General features: G+C 39.1%; 2 protein-coding genes. Both read left to right on the forward strand.

What is annotated here, in order from left to right:
- The first annotated feature begins 218 nt into the window (after positions 1 to 218).
- Complete coding sequence (locus tag V7147_RS24900) at positions 219 to 1,955, forward strand: 2-oxoacid:acceptor oxidoreductase subunit alpha (RefSeq protein WP_335370481.1); 1,737 nt, start codon at positions 219 to 221, stop codon at positions 1,953 to 1,955.
- Between the two features lies 1 nt (position 1,956).
- On the forward strand, positions 1,957 to 2,499 hold a 543-nt coding region (locus V7147_RS24905; RefSeq protein WP_335370482.1), incomplete at its 3' end, for a 2-oxoacid:ferredoxin oxidoreductase subunit beta.

Below are 2,499 nucleotides of genomic sequence, written 5' to 3' on the forward strand. Positions count from 1 at the left end.
GGTCTAGAATGAAAGCGTTTAGTACATATCCAACAGTATAGATTTGGACAGCTTTCTACACTTCATTTTTGGCGATTTTCTTCCAATTTTGATTTGGAAAAGGTCCTTTCCTCAGCATAAGAAATTACATATTCAATCTGTTTCGCTTAGTTGGAAAGTGCTACACACTTAAAACTAAAAAAATCGTATATAGAACGTATTCCAAAGGGGTGTAAGTCATGATCAATCAACTTTCGTGGAAAGTTGGCGGACAACAAGGGGAAGGAATTGAGAGTACGGGGGAAATCTTTTCCGTAGCTCTAAATCGTTTAGGCTACTATTTGTACGGCTATCGCCATTTTTCATCACGTATTAAAGGTGGGCATACGAATAACAAAATTCGAGTTAGTACAACTCAAGTTCGTTCAATTTCAGACGATCTTGATATTTTAGTAGCTTTTGACCAGGAAACAATTGATTTTAATTTTCACGAGTTACGGGATGGGGGAGTAGTGTTGGCGGATGCAAAATTCGGACCAACCATTCCTGAGAACACCAACGTTCATTTGTATTCTGTTCCTTTTACTCAGATCGCAACAGACCTTGGAACGTCCCTAATGAAAAACATGGTTGCAATTGGTGCAACTAGCTCATTATTAGACCTTGATTTAAATGTATATCTTAATGTTGTAGAAGAAATCTTTGGTCGAAAGGGTGCGCAGGTTGTAGAAAAAAATATGGAAGCAATCAAAGCAGGTAGCGAATTCCTACAGGATCAACTTAGCGAAGACGTAAAGATGAAGCTAGAAAAGGCTGACGGAAAGCAACGCATGTTCATGATTGGTAATGACGCAATAGCTTTGGGTGCTCTAGCAGGTGGAGCAAGATTTATGCCTGCATACCCAATTACCCCAGCTTCTGAAATCATGGAATACTTAATTAGCAAACTACCTGATTTCGGTGGAACAGTTATACAAACTGAAGACGAGATTGCTGCTTGTACAATGGCAATTGGCTCTAACTATGCCGGGGTTCGTGCATTTACGGCTTCCGCTGGTCCAGGATTATCATTAATGATGGAATCAATCGGATTATCAGGTATTACTGAAACTCCGCTTGTAGTTATTGATACACAACGTGGGGGCCCAAGTACTGGACTTCCAACAAAGCAAGAACAATCAGATTTAATGGCAATGATTTATGGAACTCATGGAGAAATTCCTAAGATTGTAATGGCTCCAAGTACTGTTCAGGAAGCATTCTATGACATAATTGAAGCATTTAACCTAGCTGAAGAATATCAATGTCCGGTTATTTTTCTAACAGATTTACAGCTTTCACTTGGTAAGCAGACAGTTGAACCACTTGATTATTCTAAGATCGAAATCAGACGTGGAAGTCTAATTCTTGATAATGAATTACCAGAATTAGAGAATAAGGAATACTTTAAGCGTTATGAAGTGACAGATAGCGGGGTATCTCCACGTGTAGTTCCTGGTGTAAAGAATGGGATCCACCACGTAACGGGTGTTGAACATAATGAACAAGGTAAACCCTCTGAGGTTGCGAGCAACCGTAAGAATCAAATGGAAAAGCGCTTTAGGAAGATTAGTAATATTCAATTTAAGACTCCTGTTCATAAAAATGTGAAACATGAAGAGGCAGACCTTTTAGTTGTTGGATTTAACTCTACCCGAGGTGCGATAGAGGAAGCAATGACTCGTCTTGAGAATGATGGTATTAAAGTGAATCATGCACAGATTCGTTTAATTCACCCATTCCCGACTGACGAAATTTTACCATTAGTTCAATCAGCAAAAAAAGTATTAGTAGTAGAAAATAATGCTACAGGTCAGCTCGCAAACATTATGAAGATGAATGTAGGACATGCAGACAAGATTACTAATTTCTTAAAGTATGACGGTAATCCGTTCCTACCTCATGAAGTTCACACAAAATGTAAGGAGTTGTTCTAATATGGCAACATTTAAAGACTTTCGTAATAATGTGAAACCTAACTGGTGTCCAGGATGTGGAGACTTCTCCGTACAGGCAGCAATTCAACGTGCAGCTGCTAGTGTTGGACTTGAGCCTGAACAGCTAGCTGTTATTTCAGGGATTGGATGCTCTGGACGTATTTCTGGATATATCAATGCCTATGGTTTACACGGTATTCATGGACGTTCATTACCAATTGCTCAAGGTGTAAAAATGGCCAACCGTGATTTAACTGTTATTGCTTCTGGTGGAGACGGTGATGGTTATGCTATAGGAATGAGCCATACAATCCATGCGATTCGTCGTAATATCGACATCACATACATTGTGATGGATAACCAAATTTATGGTTTAACAAAAGGACAAACTTCACCAAGAAGTGAAATTGGCTTTAAAACAAAGAGTACACCTCAAGGGTCAATTGAGTCTGCACTTTCCGTTATGGAAATGGCTTTAACTGCAGGGGCAACTTTTGTTGCGCAAAGTTTCTCAACGGACCTTAAAGATTTAACAGCTTTAATT

This window comes from Bacillus sp. JJ1521 (assembly GCF_036965165.1).
GTDB lineage: Bacteria > Bacillota > Bacilli > Bacillales > Bacillaceae_L > Ferdinandcohnia.

Coding starts and splice junctions, on each gene's coding strand:
- V7147_RS24900 (WP_335370481.1), top strand. CDS start 219: ATGATCAATCAACTTTCGTGGAAAGTTGGCGGACAACAAGGGGAAGGA.